20 protein-coding genes are annotated in these 16,522 nt (G+C 57.7%); 10 read left to right on the plus strand and 10 right to left on the minus strand.

Annotated elements, in window-relative coordinates:
* Nucleotides 1–7 precede the first annotated feature (7 nt).
* From trmD to BLQ98_RS02145, 7 genes are all read right to left on the minus strand, one after another.
* A complete protein-coding gene (trmD, locus tag BLQ98_RS02120) occupies nt 8–799 on the minus strand; it encodes a tRNA (guanosine(37)-N1)-methyltransferase TrmD (RefSeq protein WP_093731705.1) in 792 nt (263 codons plus the stop codon).
* Between the two features lie 39 nt (nt 800–838).
* Nucleotides 839–1,360, minus strand: a complete 522-nt coding sequence (gene rimM / locus BLQ98_RS02125; RefSeq protein ID WP_093731706.1) for a ribosome maturation factor RimM — start codon at nt 1,358–1,360, stop codon at nt 839–841.
* The gene (locus tag BLQ98_RS18200) at nt 1,357–1,506 is read right to left on the minus strand and encodes a hypothetical protein (RefSeq protein ID WP_167354498.1); all 150 of its coding nucleotides are present in this window, start codon (nt 1,504–1,506) and stop codon (nt 1,357–1,359) included. The genes rimM and BLQ98_RS18200 overlap by 4 nt, the downstream gene beginning before the upstream one ends.
* Nucleotides 1,507–1,685: 179 nt before the next feature.
* On the minus strand, nt 1,686–2,072 hold the full coding sequence (gene rpsP, locus BLQ98_RS02130) for a 30S ribosomal protein S16 (protein WP_093731707.1): 387 nt from the start codon (nt 2,070–2,072) through the stop codon (nt 1,686–1,688).
* A gap of 47 nt (nt 2,073–2,119) precedes the next feature.
* A complete protein-coding gene (locus BLQ98_RS02135) occupies nt 2,120–2,416 on the minus strand; it encodes a chorismate mutase (protein WP_093731708.1) in 297 nt (98 codons plus the stop codon).
* 88 nt (nt 2,417–2,504) lie between these two features.
* Nucleotides 2,505–4,001 carry a signal recognition particle protein gene (gene ffh / locus BLQ98_RS02140; RefSeq protein ID WP_093731709.1) on the minus strand — a complete coding sequence of 499 codons (1,497 nt, stop codon included), beginning with the start codon at nt 3,999–4,001 and terminating at the stop codon, nt 2,505–2,507.
* A gap of 202 nt (nt 4,002–4,203) precedes the next feature.
* The gene (locus BLQ98_RS02145) at nt 4,204–4,785 is read right to left on the minus strand and encodes an FMN-dependent NADH-azoreductase (RefSeq protein WP_093731710.1); all 582 of its coding nucleotides are present in this window, start codon (nt 4,783–4,785) and stop codon (nt 4,204–4,206) included.
* 123 nt (nt 4,786–4,908) lie between these two features.
* Here BLQ98_RS02145 and BLQ98_RS02150 point away from each other — a divergent pair, with 123 nt between their 5' ends.
* On the plus strand, nt 4,909–5,784 hold the full coding sequence (locus tag BLQ98_RS02150; protein WP_093731711.1) for a LysR family transcriptional regulator: 876 nt from the start codon (nt 4,909–4,911) through the stop codon (nt 5,782–5,784).
* Entirely contained in the window at nt 5,784–6,674 is an 891-nt protein-coding gene (locus tag BLQ98_RS02155; RefSeq protein WP_093731712.1) for a DMT family transporter, read from the plus strand. Before BLQ98_RS02150 ends, BLQ98_RS02155 begins: the two co-directional genes overlap by 1 nt.
* A 215-nt stretch (nt 6,675–6,889) precedes the next feature.
* Here the strand turns inward: BLQ98_RS02155 and BLQ98_RS02160 are convergent, their stop codons facing one another.
* A complete protein-coding gene (locus BLQ98_RS02160; protein ID WP_093731713.1) occupies nt 6,890–7,261 on the minus strand; it encodes an ArsR/SmtB family transcription factor in 372 nt (123 codons plus the stop codon).
* Between the two features lie 252 nt (nt 7,262–7,513).
* On the opposite strand from BLQ98_RS02160, the gene BLQ98_RS02165 reads away from it, so the two are divergent.
* The 5 genes from BLQ98_RS02165 to BLQ98_RS02185 all read left to right on the plus strand — a co-directional run bounded on the left by BLQ98_RS02165 (nt 7,514) and on the right by BLQ98_RS02185 (nt 10,103).
* The gene (locus tag BLQ98_RS02165) at nt 7,514–7,843 is read left to right on the plus strand and encodes an AtpZ/AtpI family protein (protein ID WP_005849975.1); all 330 of its coding nucleotides are present in this window, start codon (nt 7,514–7,516) and stop codon (nt 7,841–7,843) included.
* A gap of 1 nt (nt 7,844) precedes the next feature.
* Nucleotides 7,845–8,603, plus strand: a complete 759-nt coding sequence (locus BLQ98_RS02170) for a F0F1 ATP synthase subunit A (RefSeq protein WP_093731714.1) — start codon at nt 7,845–7,847, stop codon at nt 8,601–8,603.
* A 61-nt stretch (nt 8,604–8,664) separates the two neighbouring features.
* On the plus strand, nt 8,665–8,901 hold the full coding sequence (locus tag BLQ98_RS02175; RefSeq protein WP_005849971.1) for a F0F1 ATP synthase subunit C: 237 nt from the start codon (nt 8,665–8,667) through the stop codon (nt 8,899–8,901).
* An 86-nt stretch (nt 8,902–8,987) separates the two neighbouring features.
* A complete protein-coding gene (locus tag BLQ98_RS02180) occupies nt 8,988–9,539 on the plus strand; it encodes a F0F1 ATP synthase subunit B' (RefSeq protein WP_093731715.1) in 552 nt (183 codons plus the stop codon).
* A gap of 3 nt (nt 9,540–9,542) precedes the next feature.
* Entirely contained in the window at nt 9,543–10,103 is a 561-nt protein-coding gene (locus BLQ98_RS02185; RefSeq protein WP_093731716.1) for a F0F1 ATP synthase subunit B, read from the plus strand.
* Between the two features lie 56 nt (nt 10,104–10,159).
* Here BLQ98_RS02185 and BLQ98_RS02190 read toward each other — a convergent pair whose 3' ends face one another.
* Complete coding sequence (locus BLQ98_RS02190; protein ID WP_093731717.1) at nt 10,160–10,933, minus strand: FCD domain-containing protein; 774 nt, start codon at nt 10,931–10,933, stop codon at nt 10,160–10,162.
* A gap of 51 nt (nt 10,934–10,984) precedes the next feature.
* Here BLQ98_RS02190 and BLQ98_RS02195 point away from each other — a divergent pair, with 51 nt between their 5' ends.
* On the plus strand, nt 10,985–11,365 hold the full coding sequence (locus tag BLQ98_RS02195; RefSeq protein ID WP_237271202.1) for a hypothetical protein: 381 nt from the start codon (nt 10,985–10,987) through the stop codon (nt 11,363–11,365).
* Between the two features lie 173 nt (nt 11,366–11,538).
* Complete coding sequence (smc, locus tag BLQ98_RS02200) at nt 11,539–14,994, plus strand: chromosome segregation protein SMC (RefSeq protein WP_093731718.1); 3,456 nt, start codon at nt 11,539–11,541, stop codon at nt 14,992–14,994.
* A gap of 19 nt (nt 14,995–15,013) precedes the next feature.
* Here the strand turns inward: smc and BLQ98_RS02205 are convergent, their stop codons facing one another.
* Entirely contained in the window at nt 15,014–15,988 is a 975-nt protein-coding gene (locus BLQ98_RS02205; protein WP_093731719.1) for a glutathione S-transferase family protein, read from the minus strand.
* 174 nt (nt 15,989–16,162) lie between these two features.
* On the opposite strand from BLQ98_RS02205, the gene BLQ98_RS02210 reads away from it, so the two are divergent.
* Nucleotides 16,163–16,522: a hypothetical protein gene (locus BLQ98_RS02210; RefSeq protein WP_093731720.1), complete on the plus strand. Its 360-nt coding sequence runs from the start codon at nt 16,163–16,165 to the stop codon at nt 16,520–16,522.

Raw genomic sequence — 16,522 nt, forward strand, 5'->3', positions numbered from 1 at the left:
GTGAGGGTCACTTCTTGGAGGTATATTTAGCCCACATATCGGGGCGCCGTTGTTCTGTCAGAGTTTCGGACTGGGCTTGCCGCCATTTGGCGATTTCGCCGTGATTGCCGGACATGAGGACCGGGGGGATGGGGCGGTCTTTCCAGTCGGCGGGGCGGGTGTACTGCGGATGCTCCAGCAGGCCTGAGGAATGGCTTTCCTCGACCACGCTGTCGGCGTTGCCTAAGACGCCGGGCAGCAGGCGCACGGTGGCGTCAATCATAGCCTGCGCGGCCAACTCTCCGCCTGTCATAACAAAGTCGCCAAGGGACACTTCGGTGATGCCATAGTGCTCCATCACGCGCTCATCGACGCCTTCGAACCGGCCACACAGGATGGTCACGCCGGAACAGGTGGCGAGATCTTGGGCCATGGCTTGATCAAAGCGCCGTCCGCGGGGGGACATATAAAGGATCGGCCAACGTCCGGACGCACTGGCCATCGCGGCCTCTATTGCAGGGCCGACCACATCAGCGCGCATAACCATGCCGGCACCGCCGCCCGCGGGGGTATCGTCGACATTGCGGTGTTTGCCCACGCCATAGCCGCGCAGATCATGGGTATTTAGCTGCCATGTACCTTCTTGCAAGGCGCGCCCGGTAAGGCTGGCACCCAGCACACCTGGGAACAATTCGGGGAAGAGGGTCGCGATCTCGGCGCGCCAAACGTCAGCGTAGTCAGGGGTGTCCTGCATCAACGCACGCGGCTTGAGGGCGGGGCGAACAGTTTGCCGTCCGTGAGAACGTGAAGGAGTGTTCATGTGATATCGGCCTTTGGCATGGTGGCCTTCGGTTCTGACCTAAGCGTCTTTTTCATCGGGCAGGATGCCCTCGGGCGGGTCCGCGATGATGCGGCCCGACGCTAAATCGACAGTGGGGACCGCAGCCTTGGTGAAGGGGAGGAAAACCGTTTGCGAACTGCCCGCGAGTTGCGTTTCAAGCAAATCGTCAGCGCCGTGGTTCTGGACCGTCTTGACCTTGCCGATCAGCGCACCGCCAGTGTCATAGACCTCTAGCCCGATGAGGTCGGTGTGATAGAATTCATCGTCGGGCAGCGAAGGCAGTTGATCGCGCTGCGCAAAAAGAACGGTGCCGCGCAGGGCGTCAGCCTCTTCTTTGGAGGTGGCATCAGTGATGCGGGCGACAAATCCGTTTTTGACAGGGCGGACCAGCGCGAGATTGTAGCTGCGGGTGCCGTCTTCGCTGGAGAGCGGGCTGTAGCTTTCGATATCTTCTGGGACAGCGCAGTAGCTTTTAATCCGCAACTCTCCGCGGACGCCATAGGAGCCAGAGATCACGCCCACTGAAATTTTATCGCTCACTGCAAAAGCTCCGAGTTTAAGCAAATTGTACCGGTCCACTGACCTTCGCCCGCGCGGCATTCCGACTTCATCTGGTTGCGTTCAAACCAGATGCCAATGGCAGCGCCGATCCCGAGGATAAGAAGAAGGCGAAGAAGACGAAACATTGTCAGCTTTCATTCTGGTCCAAAGGTAGGCCGCGAAGGCCAAAGGGTCGCAGGCCGTTCCGGCGGGACGTCTCATTTATGTAGCACGTACATCGGACAGGCTGCACGCGCAAAGATGCGGGCTGTCGCATGTACCTGAATCTCTCGGCGCGAACAAAGCCGCGCCGAGAGAGGGCCGATTATTCTTCGGCGGCATCTTCTGCAGGAGCAGCGGCGGCTTCGGCAGCGGCGGCGGCCTTGGCTGCTTTTTCTTCTACGCGCTCTTGCGCTTTCTTACCGGGGGTACCCTTCTTGGGGTTGTTCCGCTCGGTCTTGTCTTTCACGCCAGCAGCTTCCAGCATACGTGCAACGCGGTCCGTTGGCTGTGCGCCTTGGCCGATCCAGTATTGAACGCGCTCGACGTCCATTTTTACGCGCTCTTCGCTGTCTTTCGCCAGCAGCGGGTTGTATGTGCCCAGCTTTTCGATGAAGCGGCCATCGCGTGGCATGCGGCTGTCAGCGGCAACGATGCGGTAGAAGGGGCGCTTTTTGGAACCGCCACGGGCGAGACGAATTTTCATGGACATGAGTAGTTTCCTTTAGGTTGGTACTGAGGTCAGGGACGCACCCGGACCTATGATTGCTGTTGTTTGTGGTGCTGAATGACTTCAGCGATGATGAAGTTCAGAAACTTCTTGGCGAATTCGGGATCGAGGTCAGCCTCTTTCGCCAAATCTTCGAGCCGCTTGATCTGGTTCGCTTCGCGGTCCGGATCAGAGGGGGGAAGGTCGTGTTCGGCTTTGAGTTTCCCCACAGCCTGAGTGTGTTTGAACCGCTCGCCCAAAGTGTACACCAGGATCGCATCCAGACGGTCGATGGACGCGCGGTGTTCTTTCAGAACCTCGGCAGCGCGGGTGACGGGGTCGGTCATGCGGCGGCTCCTTTCACGGCAAAGGGCAGGACGCGTTGCACGTTCAAGTGCCTCCGGCGGGAGTTTATCTGGCAAAATGAAGTGCGGATCATTTCTTTTTCCCGAAGCCAGAGAGGCTGGCAGGCAAACCGCCGCCGCCCATGCCGCCAGGCAGTTTGCCGCCCATCTGTTTGGCCGCTGCTTCCAGCGCCTTGGGGTCCATCTGGGACGGGTCCATGCCACCGGGCATGCCGCCTTTGCCCATCATGCCCTTCATCGCTTGTTTGAGCATGCCGCCTTTGCCCATTTTGCCCATCTTTTTCATCATGTCGCCCATCTGGCGGTGCATCTTCATGAGCTTGTTCAATTCGGACACTTCCATGCCCGCGCCTTTGGCAATGCGCTTTTTGCGGCTGGCTTGAAGGAGAGCCGGGTTAGCGCGCTCTTTCTTGGTCATCGACTGGATCAGGGCGATCTGGCGTTTGAGGATCTTGTCGTCAAAGCCCGCGTCTTCGACCTGCTTCGCCATTTTCCCCATGCCGGGCATCATGCCCATCATGCCCTGCATCCCGCCCATTTTGAGCATCTGTTCAAGCTGCATTTTCAGGTCGTTCATATTGAACTGACCCTTGGCCATGCGCTTCATCATCTTTTCGGCTTGTTCGGCCTCGATGGTTTCTTGCGCTTTCTCAACCAAGGCGACGATGTCACCCATGCCTAGGATACGGCCCGCGATGCGTTCTGGCTCAAACGTTTCAAGCGCGTCCATCTTTTCGCCCAAGCCGACGAACTTGATGGGTTTGCCGGTGACGGCGCGCATCGACAGCGCTGCACCGCCGCGGCCGTCGCCGTCCATGCGGGTCAGCACGACGCCGGAAATGCCAATGCGGTCGTTGAAGTTCTCAGCAGTCTGTACGGCGTCTTGCCCGGTCAGGCCATCGACAACCAACAGGGTTTCACGCGGGTTGGCGACATCGCGTACCGCTTCGACCTGTTGCATGAGCTCTTCGTCGATCGACAAGCGGCCCGCGGTATCAAGCATATAGACGTCATAGCCGCCCATGGATGCCTGCGTTTTCGCGCGTTTCGCGATCTGGACGGGGTTTTCGCCTTTGACGATCGGCAGGGTATCGACGCCGATCTGCACGCCGAGGATCGCCAGTTGTTCCATCGCGGCGGGACGGTTGACGTCAAGCGAGGCCATCAGCACACGCTTGCCGTCGCGGTCTTTCAGGCGTTTGGCAAGCTTGGCCGTGGTGGTGGTTTTACCGGAGCCTTGCAGGCCGACCATCAGGATCGGCGCAGGCGCGTTGTCGATCTTCAGCGCGCCCGGTTCGCCTTCGCCCTTCAGTGTGTCGATCAGCGCGTCGTGGACGATCTTGACGACCTGCTGGCCGGGGGTGATCGATTTGGTGACCGCCTGACCTGTGGCCTTGTCTTGCACGGCTTTGACGAAATCGCGGGCGACAGTCAGGGATACGTCGGCTTCAAGCAGGGCGACGCGGACTTCGCGTAGGGCGGTTTTCACATCCTCTTCGGAGAGGGCACCCTGTTTGGTCAGACGGTCAAAGACGCCAGAGAGACGTTCGGAAAGATTCTCAAACATGGGCCATGGCCCCCTTCGATCGGTTGCGGTTCCCTTGAAATAGGATGCCCGCGTTAAATACGCAAATGCCCCCACGGGCGTAACACGCTGGTGGGGGGCGATCTCTGGCCGCGCCAGAGACCGGAAGACATGATGCTTCCGGAGATTGCGGACCGTTTAGGCGAGCGGCGGGGCTGAGTCAACCCGCCGCGCGCCCCTAGGGTCAGGCTGCCTTGAGCGCGTCGACCGCTTCATTGGCGCGGGCGATGGTGGCTTCGGCATCGGTGGCCAGCGCGTCGGCGGCGACGATGGTGACATCGGTCATGCCCATAAAGCCCAGTACCGCCTTGAGGTAGCCAGTGTTAAAGTCGGCTTCGGAGCCAGCAGGGACGCCACCGGAGGCCATCGCGACGATGACGCGCTTGCCTTTGACCAGGCCTTCGGGGCCGGCTTCGGTGTATCGGAAGGTGACGCCGACGCGGGCGACGAGATCGATCCAAGCCTTAAGCGACGCGGGCACGCTGAAATTATAGATGGGGGCCCCGATGACGATGGTGTCGGCGGCTAGCAGTTCAGCGACGAGCTTGTCGGATTCAACCAGCGCTTCGCTTTGCTCGGGGGAGCGGTCGGTCTCGGGTGTGGCGCGGGCGATGGCCCATGTTTCCGTAATCTGGGGCAGGGGTTCACGGGCGAGATCGCGCACGGTGACATCAGTGTCGCCCAGTTGCGCGATGATCCGGTCGGTTAGGCCACGGGTCACAGAGCTGGTGGTGTTGGCGGAGGAGTCGATGCGCAAGATAGACATGGGAGGATATCCTTTCGGGTTTGCTTTGTGGCCTCAACATGACCCTTGTTTGTGCGAACGCAACTGGTGAAAATGCAGGTGATGTGTTCAATAATGCACAGGCGTGGGCATAAGGGGCTGTGGATGGATAACTGGGACGAAATCAAAACGGCCTATCAGGTGGCGCGTATGGGGACCGTCAGCGGCGCGGCGGAGGTGTTGGGCGTGCACCATGCCACCGTAATCCGCCACGTCGATGCGCTAGAAAGCCGGCTTGCCGTCAAATTGTTTCAGCGTCATGCGCGCGGGTACAAGACAACCGAGGCGGGCGAAGACTTGCTGCGTGTGGCCGCTGCCACCGACGATCAGTTCAGCCAGTTGGCGAGCAGGATCAAGGGGCGCGGGGAGGCAGTGTCGGGCGAGCTGGTCGTCACGTCCCTGATGGAACTGTCGAGCTGGATGACGCCGCTGTTGGTCGCGTTCCAGAAGAAAAACCCGGATGTGACCGTGCGTTTTCTGACCGGAGAGCGCCTGTTCCGGCTGGAATATGGTGAAGCCCATATCGCGATCCGCGCCGGACAGGTGCCAGAACAGCCAGATAATGTGGTGCAGCCGTTTCATATGCTGCAGATGGGGCTGTTCGCACATAAAAGCTATATTGCGGCACATGGGATGCCTTCGGGCCCTGACGACTATGGGAACCACCGTTTTGTCGGGCATGACGACGCGCAGATGCGTGCACCGTTCTTTAAGTGGATGCGCGATATCGTGCCGGCACAAGCGATCTCGTTTCGCGGGCTTGATGCGGGCGGGCTGCGGGTCGCGGTGCTTGAGGGCGCGGGGATCGGGTTCATCGAGCTGACGGAAGGTCGCGCCGACCCTGACCTGGTCGAAGTGCACCCGCATCTGCCCGAGTGGGATTCGACGTTGTGGCTGGTGACCCATGTTGATCTGCACCGTACGCCGAAGGTACAGGCGTTGCTGTCTTTTCTGAAAAAAGCAGTAAAGAAAGAAATGTGATGCGGCCTGATATGCAGGGGCATCTGGCGATGCTGGTATTTTCGGCCTTGGTGGCGGGGTCATTTTCACTGGGGGCGCTGTCGGCCAATCTGATCTCGCCCACGGCGTTGAATGCGGCACGGTTCGTGATCGCGGGTATGGTGATTGCGGTGGCTGTGGCCGCGACGACCGGTGTGCCCAAAGGGGCAACGCAGTCCCCTTGGCGCTATCTGGTGCTTGGCGGCCTGTTCGCTGTCTATTTTGTGCTGATGTTCGAGGGGCTGAAGACGGCGCGCCCGGTCAGTGCGGCAGCTGTGTTTACGTTGACGCCGGTGATCGCTGCGGGGTTTGGCTGGCTGCTGCTGCGGCAGGTCACGACGGCACGTATGGCGTTGGCCCTGACGATCGGAGCGGTTGGGGCGCTTTGGGTGATCTTCCGCGCAGATTTAGCGGCCCTGCGCCGGTTCGAGATCGGCTATGGCGAGGCCGTCTATTTCGTCGGCGTTATCTGTCACGCGCTTTATACGCCGATGGTTCGCAAGCTGAATCGCGGCGAACCGGCGGTTGTGTTCACCCTGGGCACGCTGATTGCCGGGGGCGGGTTGTTGTTTGTCTACGGATGGCGCGATGTGCTGGGGGCCGACTGGATTGCGCTGCCCGCCATCGTGTGGATCACGATCATATATGTCGCTGTCGCGGCCTCGTCTGCTACCTTTGTCTTGCTGCAATTTGCGTCTCTGCGGCTGCCGTCGGCCAAGGTCATGGCCTATACCTATCTAACGCCCAGTTGGGTGATCCTATGGGAGATCGCATTAGGCAATGGCGCACCGCGACCGCTTATTTTGGGGGGCGTGGGGCTGACGATCATCGCCCTGTATCTGCTGCTACGGGACGACACAAAACAGATTTGATCACAATAGCGGGAACCGATCTGATCTATCCTGCGTTAGCATCACATAAAGTTTATGAAGGGACTATTCTAATGCGTAGCATTCTTTATCTGATTGGTTTGATTGTTGTTGTTTTGGCGATCTTGCGCTTTGCGTTCGGCGTCATCTAACAACATCAAGTTTGGCCCTTCTGTGTAAAACCTCGTCGCAGGAGGGCCAACAATACACTGCTCTGCCTATGTCCCCAGATCATCCTGTGCCGCATCTGTTGACATCCCTTTAATTTCTGCGGCCAGAAATCTTTCAAAATCATCAAGATTGATAGGCTCGTACTGGCCAAAGCCCTGCATCCAGACGGATGGGGTTTTCAACGCTGCAGGTTCGAGCTTGCACCATTTGAGCCGGCCGCGTTTCTCCTGCACGATCAGTCCCGCCCGTTCGAGCACCGACAGGTGCTTTGAGATCGCGGCAAGCGACACGTCGAATGGTTCAGCCACGTCTGTCACCGCCATATCATCCTCTAGCAGCATCGACAAAATCGCGCGCCGTGTCGGATCGGCGAGCGCGGCAAAGATCGCATCAAGCTGGGCGGTGGGTGGTCGGGGCACGGCGTTTATGGATGTCCTTGCAGGGCACGTAAGGGTGACTTCCTAGAGGTAGCGGAAACCACGCTTAACCAAAAGGTTGAATATGATTGCAGGCTGAGTTTGCAAGGGCTGGCCCCGCTTTGACAGTGATTTAGGTGATCCGCCCTGCACATTTCCTAGCGTTTTCAGATAGATAACAGTCTCGCGTTCGGAGTTGACTCTGTGGCGGTGTGAAAGTAGCTACTGCGCAACACATTCAACAGGGATTTTGGCGTGACCGATCCAGACCAACAGCAGCGGCTAAAGCAGCTTGAGGCAAAGATCGAGGCAGCCAAGCGGGCGCAAGCACCGAAACCCCGGGCGGATGAACATTATTCTCAGGCATCGCTGGCCTGGCGGATGGTGATCGAACTTTGCGCCGGTCTTGGGATCGGTTTTGGCATCGGATATTCGTTGGACTGGTTCTTAGGAACGCTCCCGATTTTCATGGTGCTGTTTGTAATGCTGGGCCTTGCGGCTGGGGTAAAGACGATGCTCCGCTCTGCGCAGGAAATCCAGGAAAAGAAGATGGCCGATGTGGCCGATGAAGAAAAAGGGCCCTGACATGGCGGCAGAAGCACACGGCGAAGAAACAGGCGGTTTGGCTTTTCACCCGATGGATCAGTTCATCGTTAAGCCATTCTTTGGCGAAGGCGCTGTATCCTGGTACACGATCACCAACGCAACGGTCTGGATGGCAATTGCTGTTCTGGCGATCTTTGCGCTGCTGGTTTTGGGCACGTCCAAGCGGTCGGTGATCCCGTCGCGCATGCAGTCTGTGGCCGAGCTTGCGTATGGCTTCATCTACAAGATGGTTGAAGACATCTGCGGTAAAGAAGGGGTGAAATACTTCCCCTACATCATGACACTGTTCATGTTTATCGTATTCTCGAACTTCCTTGGTCTGCTGCCGATGGCGTTTACGCCTACGTCGCATATCTCTGTCACCGCTGTGATGGCGTTTGCCGTATTCTTTGGTGTGACCATTCTGGGTTTCGTCAAGAACGGCGCGTCTTTCCTGAGCCTGTTCTGGGTCAGCAGCGCGCCACTGGCACTGCGTCCGGTTCTGGCCGTGATCGAGCTGATCTCGTACTTTGTACGTCCGGTCAGCCACTCTATCCGTCTTGCGGGTAACATGATGGCGGGTCACGCCGTGATCAAAGTTTTCGCGGGCTTCGCTGCACTTGCTGCAATCGCCCCTTTCTCGGTTCTTGCGATCACGGCGATGTATGGCCTTGAGGTGTTGGTTTCCTTCATCCAGGCCTATGTTTTCGCGATCCTCACATGCGTTTATCTGAAAGACGCATTGCACCCGCACCACTAACACCAGGGCAGGGTATCCCTGCCTGACCAATCACCTCAATTCCATTGTAAGGAGAAATGACATGGAAGGCGAACTCGCACAAATGGGCCAATTCATTGGCGCAGGTCTGACAGCATTCGGCATGGGTGGCGCAGCCATCGGTGTGGGCAACGTTGCAGGCAACTACTTGGCTGGCGCACTGCGCAACCCATCTGCTGCTGCTGGTCAAACAGCAACTCTGTTCATCGGCATCGCCTTTGCAGAAGCTCTGGGGATCTTCTCGTTCCTCGTCGCTCTGCTGCTGATGTTCGCTGTCTAAGCTTAAGACACCTAAGTCCTTACGCTTCGGGCAGTGCGCAGATGCGCGCTGCCCGAAAGATTTCCACGCATTGACAGGAGCCCGCTATGGCGACGGAACCGATTACTACGGAAATCGCTGGCGCATGCGTCAACGAATTTGGCAGCGCCATTGGTATGCCACAGCTTTGCATTGATTGGTTCGGCAACCAGATTTTCTGGCTTATCGTCGCCCTGGTCGCAATCTACTTTATTCTGTCGCGCGTTGCCCTGCCACGCATCGGCGCTGTTCTGGCGGAACGCCAGGGCACCATTACAAATGATATCGCCGCCGCCGAAGACCTGAAGGTCAAGGCGACGGAGGCAGAGGCCGCTTACGACAAAGCCTTGATCGATGCCCGTGCAGAAGCGCAGCAGATCATCGCCGCCGCGAAAGCTGACATTCAGGCTGATCTGGACAAAGCGATTGCCAAGGCCGACGCCGAGATCGCAGCAAAGTCCGCCGAGTCTGAAAAAGCCATCAGCGAAATCCGCGCCTCCGCGATGGAGAACGTTGAAGCCGTTGCCAAAGACACCGCCGAGGCCATCATCGCCGCCGTCGGTGGCAGCGCTGACGCGACAACTATTTCCGCGGCTGTCGATGCCCGGATGAAAGGATAAGCCATGCGTTTGACCTTCTCAGCCCTCATCGCCGGTCTGGTCGCTTCCCCTGCATTTGCAGCTGGTGACGTGTTCTTTTCGCTAAGCAACACCGACTTTATCGTTCTGCTTGCCTTCATTCTTTTCGTTGGCGTTTTGATGTATTTCAAAGTGCCCAAGATGATCGGCAGCATGCTGGACAATCGTGCCGTTGGCATCAAGTCTGAGCTGGATGAAGCCCGTGCGCTGCGTGAAGAGGCCCAAACGCTTCTCGCCAGCTACGAGCGCAAACAGCAAGAAGTGAAAGAACAAGCGGACCGTATTGTCACGTCGGCCAAGGCCGAAGCAACCGAAGCTGCGGATCAGGCCCGTGCCGATCTGGAGAAATCCATCGCGCGCCGTTTGACCGCAGCCGAAGAGCAAATCGACTCCGCTCAGGCCGCTGCCGTTAAGGAAGTGCGCGATCAAGCGATTGTTGTGGCCATCGCCGCTGCCAAGGATGTTATCGCCAAGAAGATGACCGCCGCCGAAGGCAACGCGTTGATTGACAGTGCAATAGCCGAAGTCGACGCAAAGCTTCACTAAGTTTTAACGGACTTACTCTAAAAGGCCTCGGTATCATCCGGGGCCTTTTTTGCGTTTCAAGGTTTTGTCATCGTCTCGTGTTGCAACCGCTGGCGGGCGACGTCTTCGTTCCGTTCCGCCTTTTGATGTTCCCTCAACGCGTTTTCGACAAAGGTCAGATGCGTCTTTACCGCGGCCTGCGCCGCAGCCGGATCGCGCGCCTGTAGTGCATTGTTGATGGCGCGGTGTTGGTTCAGCAGGGCGGTGCGGGTGGTACGTTGTTTGAACATAACTTCGCGGTTATAGAACACGCCACCGCGTAGCAGATCGTACATCGACCGCATCATATGCAGCATAATGACGTTATGGCTCGCCTCGATAATTGCCATGTGAAACTGCGCATCTAGCTGGGCCTCGTCGTCGGCGTTGCGCTTGTGGTGTGCGGCCTCCATCTTGTCAAAAACTGCCTGAATCACGCCCAGATCTGTGTCAGAGGCCAGCCGCGCTGCCCGTTCGGCAGCCAGTCCCTCCATATCACGGCGGAACGATAGATAGTCGAAAACCGCCTCGTCGTGACGTGCGAAAAGCTCTGTCAGCGCGGGTGAAAAAGCGCTGCCTAGGACATCGGCGACATAGACGCCTGCGCCGGGCTTTGCAGTCAACAATCCGCTGGCCTGAAGCTGCGCGATGGCATCTCGCAGGGAAGGGCGTGACACGGCAAGCCTTTCGGCCAGCTCACGTTCCGCGGGCAACCTTTCGCCCGGGCGAAGAATGCCCCGGAGGATCAACTGTTCAACCTGCCGGACGACGGCGGCGAATAGTTTTTCAGAGGCGACAGGGTGAAAGGGCATTGGTGGTTCCTTGGATTGGTCAAATTATATGACCAGCGGCATGGGGGAGCAATGCAATTATTTTCGAAGACCAAGGGGCGCTTTAACGGTCGATTAGCATTTGTCGCGCAGGGTGTTGCTATGTTGACAGATATACGTTTGCTGCCCGTCCTAATTTGCACCTTGGTGATGCTCATGGCTGCTGGTTGCAACATGCCAAGCGCCGGCTTTAGCGGCCTGCCGGTCCAACAGATCATCGTGGATGGATCGGTATTTGATGTTCGCGTAAACGGGGCTCAAGCAGAGGCCATACGCATCAATATGGAATACGCCCCCAGGTTTGGCCCGATCCGCGACCGTGCCGCGCGGGCCATGGTGCAGGCGAGCGGCTGCAAGGTTACACATGTGGTGGGGGACCAGGCGGTTGCGATAGGAAAACTGGATTGTGGCTAATGGGAGTGGCCAAATCATTGATTAGGAAGCGGGAGGAAGCGAGGAGGTACCTCAAACTACAATATCTTGTGGATAAAGCGGCTGCTTCCCGCTCTACCTAGCGGCGTTACGTTGACAGTAAAGGCAATGACCCGCAATCCTAACTGTCCAAAAGAATCAGGCGGGTACGAACATTGCGGTTTTCTAAACTCAGGCTGACGGGCTTTAAAAGCTTTGTAGACCCTACAGATTTGATCATTACGGATGGTCTGACCGGCGTGGTCGGCCCCAATGGTTGTGGCAAATCCAACCTTCTCGAGGCGCTGCGTTGGGTAATGGGGGAAAATCGCCCGACTGCGATGCGGGGCGGCGGGATGGAGGACGTGATTTTTGCCGGTGCATCTTCGCGTCCTGCCAAAAACTTTGCCGAAGTCGCGTTGCACATCGATAACTCCGAACGTTTGGCACCCGCTGGTTTCAACGACGGCGACAGTATCGAAATTGTCCGACGGATCACCCGTGATGTCGGAAGCGCGTATAAGGCGGCAGGCAAGGACGTGCGCGCACGCGATGTTCAAATGCTTTTCGCTGATGCTTCGACTGGAGCGCACTCTCCCGCGTTGGTCCGACAGGGCCAGATTTCCGAGCTTATCAATGCTAAACCCAAAAGTCGGCGTCGCATTCTGGAAGAAGCCGCCGGAATCTCGGGGCTTTATGCCCGCCGGCACGAGGCCGAGCTTAAATTGAATGGCACGGAAACGAACCTTGCACGGGTCGATGATGTCGTTGACCAACTGGCCAACCAGCTTGCCCAATTGACGCGCCAAGCACGCCAAGCGGCGCGGTACCGGGATATCGGCCAAACGCTCCGCCGCACCGAGGGGGTCCTGCTGTACCGCCGCTGGCGTGCTGCAGAGGACGCAAGGCTCGTCGCGACAGAAGGCCTGAGGGCACAGGTGGCCGTCGCGCTTGAGGCCGAAGGGGCGGTGCGGCAGGCTTCTGCTACGCGCCAGCAGCTCGAAGAAGCTCTCCCGCCCTTGCGGGAAGAAGAGGCGATCGCAACTGCTATCCTCCAGCGGTTGAAAGCGCAGCGAGATGCGTTGAGCGATCAAGAAAACCGCGCCCATGCCGCTATCGATACACTTAAGAAGCGCATTGCCCAGTTGTCCCGCGATCTCGACCGAGAAAACGAGCTGAACCGCGACGCCGAAGAGACGATTTCTCGATTGGAGCGGGAAGGGTGTGAACTGGACAAATCTGGTAAAGGGCATGAAGCCGCCGTCGCGAATGCAGAAGATGCGGCGCAGGAGGCGGCAAGTGTCCTAGAGGCGCGGGAAACCGAATTGTCTGAGTTGACCGAAGATGTCGCCCGCTTGGTGGCGCGCCACAGTTCTGCAGAACGGCTTCTCAGTGACTATCGGGGAACCCTGATCAAAGCCGAGGCAGAAGCAGCCAAAGCGCGTAACGCAGTGCAGCAAAGCGGCGCTGCAGTCGAGAAAGCTTCCGCAGATTTCGTCACGGCCAAAGCTGCGGAAGCTCAGGCCCATGGCGCATCCGCGGCCGCAGAGGAGGCCTTGCTAAAAGCAGAAGAAGCAAGCGCGGCTACGCAGAACCGCGAGGCAGACGCGCGGGCCGAACGGTCGCAAGCGGAAGGTGAGCTGAATGCGATCAGTGCGGAGGCCGGCGCGCTTGCGAGATTGGTGGAACGGGACACGGCCGAGGGCGGGCAGATCTTAGATCGCTTGCAAGTTGAGCACGGCTTTGAAAAAGCACTCGGTGCTGCGTTGGCCGACGATTTGCGCGCCCCCGATGTCGAGCCGGACGGACCATCAGGATGGGCGTTCCTGCCGCCCTATTCCAATATCCAGCCTCTACCCGAGGGGATCACGCCGTTGACGGCGCATGTTTCTGTGCCCGACGTGTTAGACCGCCGAATGAGCCAAATCGGATTGGTCGATGCCGATGATGGTTCGCGACTGCAACAGCTTCTCCAGCCGGGCCAGCGGCTTGTCTCTCTTGAGGGGGATCTATGGCGATGGGATGGCTTCCGGGCGTGGGCAGAAGATGCGCCTTCTGCCTCGGCCCTACGGTTACAACAAATTAACAGGTTGGAGGTATTAAAGCAGGGCTTGGAGCAGGCGACTCAGCGCGCAGAGGGAGCACGCGATGCACATGAAACATTGCAGAAGCTTCTTCTTACTCAGGCTGAGGCTGATAGGGACGCCCGGACCCTGCGCCGCGATGCAGATAAGGCAGTTGCAGATGCCGGCCGTGCGTTAAGTCGGGTCGAGGCTGACCGTAATTTGGCTCAAAGCCGGCTAGAAAGTTTGGGCTTGGCCGTGGCGCGACACGAAGCGGAAGCCACCGAGGGACGTCGGTTGGTGACTGAGGCGGAAATCGCGCTTGCAAGGCTTGAAGACGTTGCATCCGCGCGCGCGGGCGTGGAAACGCTGCGCGAGACCGTTGAAGGCGCACGTATTGCCATGATCTCGCATCGCTCTGCATTGGACGAATTACGTCGCGAGGGCACCGCGCGGCTGAAGCGCATTCAAGACGTCAAAACCGAGTTGGGCGGGTGGCGGAATCGCTTGGGCACTGCGGGAAAACGCGGGGCCGAGCTTGCTGAGCGAAAAGCGTCGTCTGAACAGGAGCTTGATGAAGCCAGTTTTGCACCTGGGAGGATCGCAGCGGAAAGCGAAAAGCTAACGCTCGATATTGCTGCTGCCGAAACGCGCAAGCTTTCCGCAGCGCGGCAGCTTTCGAACGGTGACGCGGCTTTGCGCGACGCAACCAGGGCGGAACGCGACGCCGAACGGCAGGCGTCGGAGGCGCGAGAAGCCAGAGCGAAATCTGAAGCGCGGGCAGATGCAGCGAAGGAGACTGCAGCACTTGCAGCTGAGCGCATCGATGATGAGCGCGATATGACGCCAGATCAGCTTTTGGCATCGCTTGATTTGGGCGCGGATGATGCAGCCGAGATCGGGGTGCTCGAAAATCAGTTGAGCCTTTTGAAGGGCCAGCGTGAGGCATTGGGTGCCGTGAACCTGCGTGCTGAAGAAGACGTTAAGAATGTGAAGGCTGAGCACGATACCTTGATCGACGAAAAGGCCGATCTTATGGAGGCGATCCGGACGCTGCGTAGCGGCATAGCGAGCTTGAACAAGGAGGGGAGAGAAAGATTGCTCACCGCTTTTGAACAGGTGAGCAGCAACTTTTCTATGCTCTTTAAACACCTCTTTAACGGTGGAGAAGCCAATCTGGTGATGGTCGAATCTGACGACCCCTTAGATGCCGGGCTAGAGATCATGTGCCAGCCTCCGGGAAAAAAGCTGAGTACGCTCAGCCTATTGTCGGGAGGGGAGCAAACCCTAACCGCATTGGCGCTGATATTTGCGGTCTTTCTCGCGAATCCCGCCCCAATCTGCGTTTTGGATGAAGTCGATGCGCCCTTGGATGATGCGAATGTTTCGCGGTTTTGCGACCTCTTGGATGAAATGTGCAGACAGACTGACACCCGGTTCCTAATCATCACGCATCATGCCGTGACGATGGCGCGGATGGATCGCTTATTTGGCGTTACGATGGCGGAACAGGGTGTCAGCCAACTGGTCTCTGTTGATCTGAAGAAAGCAGAGACCCTGGTCGCCTAGCGCCGGACGGAGCCGTTGTTCAATCACGCCCGTGAGGCATATTAAAATCGACTGTCGGGTTAATTGGTATGATCTGATGGGGGTTCACCGTTTTCTGGCTGTAGTAGTAGTGCCGGACGATGTGATCAAAGTGAACGGTTTCTGCTACACCAGTGTGTTGATACAGCTGACGGGTATAGGCCCAAAGGTTCGGGTAGTCAGTCAAGCGCTTGTGATTGCACTTAAAATGCGTGTGGTAGACGAGGTCAAAACGTACAAGCGTTGTAAATAGACGCCAGTCTGCCTCGGTCGGGGTAACGCCGATCAGGAAGCGATTATGACTGAGAATTTCCTCTAGCCACTCTAGGCTATCAAATAATCGGTGAACTGCATCATCGTAGGCCTCTTGTGTCGTCGCAAATCCCGCCTTGTAGACACCGTTATTCACAGTGTCGTAGACGCGTTGATTCACTTGGTCGATCCGCGTTTGCAGATATGCCGGCGAATAATCTTCCGTATTGCCGGATATATGGTCAAAGGCGCTGTTAAGCATACGGATGATTTCAGCCGATTCGTTCGAAACGATCGTTTCTCGCTCCTTGTCCCAAAGCACAGGTACCGTCACTCGACCTGAGAAAAGTGGATCGGCTTTGACATAAATGTCACGCAAGTAACTTTCACCCGAGAGGGCGTCGCCGGTAGCACCCTCGAAGTCTGTCGCAAAAGTCCAACCGTCTTGCAGCATATCTGGATGGACGACCGAAACGTCTATGTGAGGGGTAAGCCCTTTGAGCGCGCGGAAAATTAATGCGCGATGTGCCCACGGGCAGGCATAGCTAACATACAGGTGGTAGCGGCCGGACTGGGCGGCAAAGCCTGATTTTCCAGATGGGCCAGCGCTGCCATCGGCCGTTATCCAGTTCCGAAATTTGGAGGCCGAACGCTCGAATTTCCCGCCTGTGGCGTCGGTATCATACCATTTGTCGTGCCACTCTCCGTCAATCAACTGTCCCATACACAATTCCTTTACATACTTATGGTCAAGGTAAGGCTAAGCCAGCGAATGGCTATAGCGGTTGGTGCACAGGGGGGGCTGCAGTCGTGCACTTAGAATACATTGAAGGAATCTCTTGATTTTAAATCGCTATACGTCACGCTCGGTATTAGTCAGCACAGAGGGGAATATGCTGTGGAAGCGATGTTGCCAAAAAATATCCAGGCAGGGCTGGACGCCGCACGATTAGATAGTATGCGAAAGTCATCTCATTTGCATGTTGAGGCTGATGGGGCGCAGCACAAGGTTTTGCGGTTTTGGGACACAGGGTTCTCGCTGGAGTCAGCAACCGCACCGCAGCTACGTGGGCGCGTGGACCTGTATGATGGGGCTGCACATCTGTGTCAGTGCCTCATCGTTGCTGTCGCGCAAGAGGGCGACGAGATGCTCTTTGATTTCAAGCGAGCAACGCGCGTTGCAAAAACAGCTGCGCTGGATTTCGAACGGGCGAGGGATGCGCCGGCAGGGTTGATTGGCACCGACGCACCTCATTGA

Source organism: Sulfitobacter litoralis (genome assembly GCF_900103185.1).
Classification (GTDB): domain Bacteria; phylum Pseudomonadota; class Alphaproteobacteria; order Rhodobacterales; family Rhodobacteraceae; genus Sulfitobacter; species Sulfitobacter litoralis.